This window comes from Constrictibacter sp. MBR-5 (assembly GCF_040549485.1).
Taxonomy (GTDB): domain Bacteria; phylum Pseudomonadota; class Alphaproteobacteria; order JAJUGE01; family JAJUGE01; genus Constrictibacter.
On sequence record NZ_JBEPTK010000013.1, the window covers coordinates 145,124 to 151,399 of the forward strand.

Here is a 6,276-nt window from a genome sequence, read left to right on the forward strand (position 1 = left end):
CAAGCTTACCATCATCGCTGCCGCCAGCCGATGTCAAATGTAGCCAATGTTTGACCATCTGCCCGAATGGGGGCAGACTTAAGTCTGGAAAAGCGGCAGCATGGAGCCACTGTGACCGAACGAGCCATGCCGGGGGACGGGGGCCCTTCGCGGCGGAAGGAACTCCTCACCTTCGCCGCTCTCGCGTTCGGGATCTGGCCGCTGGTTGCGGTCGGGGTGGTCGGTGGATACGGCTTCCTCGTTTGGATGTGGCAGATCGTCTTCGGCCCGCCGGGCCCTCCCGGCCACGGCATGTTCTAGGCTTGGCATGAGTGCGACGACAGCCCTCAGCCGGCGCGGCTTTCTCTCGGGCCGCACACGCGCCGAGCCGGTCATCGCGGAACCCTTCCGTGTGCATCCGCCCTGGACCGGGCGAGAGGGTTTTCGCGCCTGCACCGACTGCGGCGCCTGCGTCGAGGCATGCCCGACAGAGATCGTCTCCCTGACCGGGGGGGTGCATCTCGAGTTCGCCGCCGGCGAGTGCACCTTCTGCGGCGCCTGCGCGGCGGTTTGTCCCGAGCCCGTCTTCGACCGCGCGCAGCCGCACCCGTTCCAGCACGTCGCGGCAATCGGCGAAGCCTGCCTAGCCCGTGCCGGCGTCGTCTGCCAGAGCTGCGGCGATGCCTGTCCGGAGCGGGCCATCCGATTTACGCCGCGGCGCGGTGGCCCGTTCCTTCCGACGGTCGTGGGGGACTCCTGCACCGGCTGCGGTGCCTGCGTGTCGCCTTGTCCGGTCGCTGCGATCGGCATGGCGGCTGCGCCGCGGGAGTTCGCCGATGGTTGACGAGAGAGAACTCCCCCACGTCTCCAGTGCCGTCGTCGCCGTCCGGCCCGAACGCCTGCAGGACGTCCTGCGTCAGATCGAGTGTATGCCGGGCACCGAGGTACCGGCCTGGCAGCACAGCAGACTTGTCGTCGTTTTCGAAGCCGTGAGCAGCGGCGACGTCGCCGCTCGTCTGGCGCGGATCGCCGATATGGACGGCGTCGTCGCCGCCAACATGGTGTTCGAGCACGCCGAACCCCAAAAAAGCAGCGGAGCATGAACATGGACGTCACCCGCCGTACGGTGCTGAAGGCGCAGGCCGCCGCCGCCGCCGCTGCCGCCGCGGGCATCGCCCTGCCGGCCGACGCTCAGCCGGTGCCGGGCGGTGTGCAGGCCCTCGACATCAATTGGTCGAAGGCACCCTGCCGATTCTGCGGCACCGGCTGCGGCGTAATGGTCGGCGTCAAGGAGGGCCGCGTCGTGGCGACCCATGGCGACATGCAGGCGGAGGTCAACCGTGGCCTCAATTGCGTGAAGGGGTACTTCCTCTCCAAGATCATGTACGGCTCCGACCGGCTGACGACACCGCTCCTGCGCAAACGCGACGGGGTCTACGCCAAGGACGGCGAGTTCGAGCCGGTGAGCTGGGATGAGGCGTTCGACGTAATGGCCGCGCAGTGCAAGCGCGTGCTTAAAGAGAAGGGGCCCACCGCCGTCGGCATGTTCGGTTCCGGCCAGTGGACGATCTTCGAGGGGTATGCCGCGACCAAGCTGATGCGTGGCGGCTTCCGTTCGAACAATCTCGATCCCAACGCGCGTCACTGCATGGCCTCTGCCGCGACCGCCTTCATGCGCACCTTCGGCATGGATGAGCCGATGGGCTGCTACGACGATTTCGAGCATGCGGACGCGTTCGTGCTGTGGGGCTCGAACATGGCGGAGATGCACCCGATCCTGTGGACGCGCCTCGCCGACCGGCGCCTCGGCTATCCGCACGTGAAGGTCGCGGTCCTGTCGACCTTCACCCACCGTAGCATGGACCTCGCCGACGTCCCGATCATCTTCAAGCCGGGCACCGACCTCGCGATCCTGAATTACATCGCCAACCACATCATCCAGACCGGCCGAGTGAATGAGGCGTTCGTGCGCGACCACACGACCTTCATGACCGGCACCACCGACATCGGTTACGGGCTGCGAGCGGAACATCCGCTGGAGATGAAGGCGAAGGGTGTTGCCGACGCCGCCAAGATGACGCCTAGCGACTTCGAGACGTTCAAGGCGCTGGTCTCGGAATACACCCTGGAAAAGGTGTCCGAGCTGAGCGGCGTAGAGCCCGGCTTCCTGGAAGAGCTGGCGGAACTCTACGCGGATCCGGAGCGGAAGGTCATGTCGCTCTGGACCATGGGTTTCAACCAGCACGTCCGCGGCGTCTGGGCGAACCAGATGGTCTATAACATTCACCTGCTGACCGGCAAAATCTCGGAGCCCGGCAACAGCCCCTTCTCGCTGACCGGACAGCCGTCGGCCTGCGGAACGGCACGCGAAGTCGGCACGTTCGCGCACCGCCTGCCGGCCGACATGGTGGTGACCAACCCCGAGCACCGGCACCATGCCGAGGAGATATGGAAGCTGCCGCACGGCCTGCTGCCGGAGAAGCCGGGCTATCATGCGGTTCAGCAGGACCGAATGCTGAAGGACGGCAAGCTCAATTTTTACTGGGTCCAGGTGAACAACAACCTGCAGGCGGCCCCGAACAACGATCAGGAGACCTATCCGGGCTACCGGAACCCGGACAATTTCATCGTCGTATCCGACGCCTATCCCACGGTGACGGCACGCGCCGCCGACCTCATCCTGCCGGCAGCCATGTGGGTGGAGAAGGAAGGGGCGTACGGCAACGCCGAGCGCCGCACCCACGTCTGGCACCAATTGGTGCAGGCACCGGGCGAAGCGCGATCCGATCTGTGGCAGCTGATGGAGTTCTCCAAGCGCTTCACGACGGACGAAGTCTGGCCGACCGAGATTCTAGACGCCAATCCCGATTATCGTGGCAGGACGCTGTTCGACGTGCTGTTCGGAAACGGCAATGTCGATGCCTTTCCCGTGTCGGAGATCGACGCCGCCTACCGAAACGAGGAGGCGAACCATTTCGGCTTCTATGTTCAGAAGGGGCTCTTCGAGGAGTACGCCGCCTTCGGCAGGGGCCACGGCCACGATCTGGCGCCCTACGACCGGTACCATCGGGAGCGCGGCCTGCGCTGGCCCGTCGTGGACGGCAAGGAGACGCTCTGGCGCTATCGCGAGGGCTACGACCCATACGTGAAGCCGGGTGAGGGCGTGAAGTTCTACGGCCGTAAGGACGGCCGCGCCGTCATCCTCGCCGTTCCCTACGAGCCGCCCGCAGAGAGTCCGGATGACGAATTCGACCTCTGGCTCGTTACCGGCCGGGTGCTGGAGCACTGGCATTCCGGCTCCATGACGATGCGCGTCCCGGAGCTGTACAAGGCCTTTCCCGGCGCCGTCTGCTTCATGCACGGGGACGACGCCAGAAGACGCGGCCTGAACCAGGGAGCCGAGGTGCGGGTGATCTCGCGGCGCGGTGAAATCCGCAGCCGCGTCGAGACGCGCGGCCGCAACCGCATGCCGCGCGGCGTCATCTTCGTGCCGTGGTTCGACGCCAGCCAACTCATCAACAAGGTCACGCTGGACGCCACGGACCCGATCTCGAAGCAGACGGACTTCAAGAAGTGCGCCGTCAGGATCGAGGCCGTCTGATGAGCTTTCCGGCACGCGTTTCGATCCGCTCCGCGTCGCGCTGGCGCGCCGCGGTCCTTCTCCTGGCGGGGCTGCTCGGGCTGGCCGTCGCCGGCACCGAGGCGGTGTCGCAGGGTGCGCCTCCCGGCTCGACCTTGAGCGGGCCGGTCCAGACCAGCCCGCGGCTCACCGGCCACACGCCTCCGATGGCCGACGTCGGAGCGCCGCCGGTGCCGCGCTGGGTGACCGACGACGTCCGCAAGATGCGCGCCTATCCGGAGCAGCCGCCGGTCATTCCGCACTCGATCGAGGGGTACCAGCTCTCGGTAAACGCGAACCGCTGCCTCACCTGTCACAAGCGCGAATTCACGGAGGGCTCGGGGGCGCCGATGATCAGCGTCACGCACTACATGACGCGGGAGGGCCAGATGCTGGCAGACGTGTCGCCGCGGCGCTATTTCTGCACGGCCTGCCACGTGCCCCAGGCGGCGACCGCGCCCCTGGTGGACAACACCTTCCGCGACATGAGTACGATGGGCCCGAAGCCCGCGGGGAGCCGCTAGGCCATGGCAGGCCTGAAGCGGTTCCTGCGGCAGATCTGGCGGCTCGTCAGTCGCCCCGCGGCGACGCTCAGTCTCGGCTTCCTCACCTTGGGCGGATTCGTCGGCGGCGTCCTGTTCTGGGGCGGCTTCAATACGGCGCTCGAGGTGACGAACACCGAGCAGTTCTGCATCTCTTGCCACGAGATGCGCGACAACGTGTACGAGGAACTGACCCGCACCGTCCACTTCTCCAATCGGTCCGGCGTGCGGGCGAGTTGCCCGGACTGCCACGTTCCGCACGAATGGACGGACAAGATCGCTCGCAAGATGCAGGCCTCGAAGGAGGTGTGGGGTCACCTGTTCGGCACGATCTCGACGCGACGGAAGTTCCTCGACATGCGGCTGGAACTGGCGAAGCACGAATGGGCGCGGCTGAAGTCCAACGACAGCCTGGAGTGCCGTAACTGCCACTCGGAGGTGGCGATGGACTTCTCGAAGCAGGCGCCGCGCGCGGCGGAGATTCACCGGCGCTTCCTGCTCTCAGGTGAGGCGACCTGCATCGACTGCCACAAAGGCATCGCCCACGAGTTGCCGAACATGGAGGGCGTAGACCCCGGCTGGCGAGTCCCGCCGGAGTTTCGCGGGGATGTCCTCCCGCAGGCCTACCATCGCCACGAGATGGAGAAACACCTTGCGACCTTTCCCGCCGCGACGCGATAGGAGGAGCGTCGTCGTCCCATGGCACTCACAGCCGCATTGCCGTGAAGGGGTTCTGCGGCTTGCGCGACCGAGGCGTCCGCGGGAGAGTGCGGGAGAGCATAGGGGAGGGATTGGTGACGGGTGATCGTGATGCGCCGATGGCGCTGCTCGTGCGCTTCGGTAGAGCGTTCAATGCCGGCGATGTCGACGGCATTCTCGCCTGCGTTACCGCAGATTTCGAATGGCGCCTGGCGCAGGGACCGGATGCGCCCGACGGCCGGATCGTACGTGGCAAGGATGCTGTTCGGAATGCACTCGCCGAGCGTGCCGCCGCAATCCGCCACATTCGGTTTTCGGAAACCGAGGTCACGATTGCCGGTGATCGGATCGTTGGTCGCTTCCGCGCCACCGGCGAATGGGCGAACGGCGCACCGATCGACGTGCGAGGCGTCGACGTGTACGACCTGCGCGACGGCCTCATCGCGGTCAAGGACAGCTACTGGAAGCAGATCGACTGAACGACAGGGGCGGCAACCGAGGATAATTGTGCCCGAATTTTGAGCGGGAGAGGCGACTGAGGCCGCGGGATCTCGCTGCAGAGACTGTCTGAACCAACGAGGAACCGGCGGCGTTTGGCTTAGCCGAGCGGGGGCCAATGTTGGATCTGCGCAGAGGATTTGCTCGATCAGCCTCGGCGTCTCGTCCCTATCGGCGGTGCGTGGCGCGCCGACCGCTCGGTTCAGCCGCTTCGGGCTTCACCGCAATGAGGTCGACCTCCACCAGCCATTCCGGCCGTCCCAGCATCGATACAACGACGCCTGTCGAGACGGGATGCACGCCCTTCAGCCAGCGGCCGATGACCGGGTAGACGGCGTCGCGGAGACGCGGGTCGACGAGATAGATGACGATCTTGCAGATATGCCCGAGATCGCTGCCGCACTCCTTCAGCAAAATCTCCGCGTTGCGCATGGCGCAGTCGACCTGGACCGCAGCGTCGCCGATGCCGACGCTCTCGCCGGTCTGCAGATCCTGCCCGACCTGCCCACGCAGAAAGACGATGTTCCCGGCGACCACCGCATGAGCCAAGTCGGCGCCCCGGTCCTCCTCGGAACTGGCGCCAAGGGTATTGAAAGGGCGAATGCGTGTGTGGACCATCCCGGGTTCTCCGTTGCTAGAGCAGATTCTCGAGAGCGCGTCGCGGGTTCATGCGACGACCTTGCGGAGGAGTTCCTTGAGCTTGGCGAAGGCGTTCTCAATCGGGTTGAAGTCGGGGCTGTAGGGCGGGAGGAAGCGCAGCTCGGCGCCCGCCGCCTCGATGGCCTCGCGCACGGCGACGCTCTTGTGGCTGCCGAGGTTGTCCATGATCACGACGTCGCCCGCGCGGAGCGTCGGGACCAGCACCTGTCGGACCCCCGCCTTCGCGGGGGCAGGCTCCAGCGAGGCAGCTCGCGCCGTCGATCGCGCCGTCGATCAGCA

Annotated in this window: 8 protein-coding genes and 1 pseudogene; 7 read left to right on the plus strand and 2 right to left on the minus strand. The window is 66.1% G+C overall.

Features of this window, described 5'->3' with window-relative positions; all coding sequences use genetic code 11:
* Positions 1–111 precede the first annotated feature (111 nt).
* The 7 genes from napE to ABIE65_RS22070 all read left to right on the plus strand — a co-directional run bounded on the left by napE (position 112) and on the right by ABIE65_RS22070 (position 5,318).
* On the plus strand, positions 112–300 hold the full coding sequence (napE, locus tag ABIE65_RS22040) for a periplasmic nitrate reductase, NapE protein (protein WP_354080722.1): 189 nt from the start codon (positions 112–114) through the stop codon (positions 298–300).
* A gap of 7 nt (positions 301–307) precedes the next feature.
* The gene (gene napF, locus ABIE65_RS22045) at positions 308–823 is read left to right on the plus strand and encodes a ferredoxin-type protein NapF (protein ID WP_354080723.1); all 516 of its coding nucleotides are present in this window, start codon (positions 308–310) and stop codon (positions 821–823) included.
* Positions 816–1,082 carry a chaperone NapD gene (locus ABIE65_RS22050; protein WP_354080724.1) on the plus strand — a complete coding sequence of 89 codons (267 nt, stop codon included), beginning with the start codon at positions 816–818 and terminating at the stop codon, positions 1,080–1,082. The genes napF and ABIE65_RS22050 overlap by 8 nt, the downstream gene beginning before the upstream one ends.
* Before the next feature lie 2 nt (positions 1,083–1,084).
* Positions 1,085–3,580 (plus strand): periplasmic nitrate reductase subunit alpha, encoded by a 2,496-nt coding sequence (gene napA / locus ABIE65_RS22055; RefSeq protein WP_354080725.1) that lies wholly within the window; start codon positions 1,085–1,087, stop codon positions 3,578–3,580.
* The gene (locus ABIE65_RS22060) at positions 3,580–4,122 is read left to right on the plus strand and encodes a nitrate reductase cytochrome c-type subunit (RefSeq protein WP_354080726.1); all 543 of its coding nucleotides are present in this window, start codon (positions 3,580–3,582) and stop codon (positions 4,120–4,122) included. Before napA ends, ABIE65_RS22060 begins: the two co-directional genes overlap by 1 nt.
* Before the next feature lie 3 nt (positions 4,123–4,125).
* Complete coding sequence (locus tag ABIE65_RS22065) at positions 4,126–4,821, plus strand: cytochrome c3 family protein (protein ID WP_354080727.1); 696 nt, start codon at positions 4,126–4,128, stop codon at positions 4,819–4,821.
* Between the two features lie 137 nt (positions 4,822–4,958).
* The gene (locus ABIE65_RS22070; RefSeq protein ID WP_354080728.1) at positions 4,959–5,318 is read left to right on the plus strand and encodes a nuclear transport factor 2 family protein; all 360 of its coding nucleotides are present in this window, start codon (positions 4,959–4,961) and stop codon (positions 5,316–5,318) included.
* A 187-nt stretch (positions 5,319–5,505) separates the two neighbouring features.
* Here ABIE65_RS22070 and ABIE65_RS22075 read toward each other — a convergent pair whose 3' ends face one another.
* Positions 5,506–5,955, minus strand: coding sequence for a RidA family protein (locus ABIE65_RS22075; protein WP_354080729.1), 450 nt, complete (start codon positions 5,953–5,955; stop codon positions 5,506–5,508).
* Positions 5,956–6,015: 60 nt separating this feature from the next.
* Positions 6,016–6,210, minus strand: a pseudogene (locus ABIE65_RS22080) (transposase); the annotation flags it as partial.
* Between the last annotated feature and the right edge of the window lie 66 nt (positions 6,211–6,276).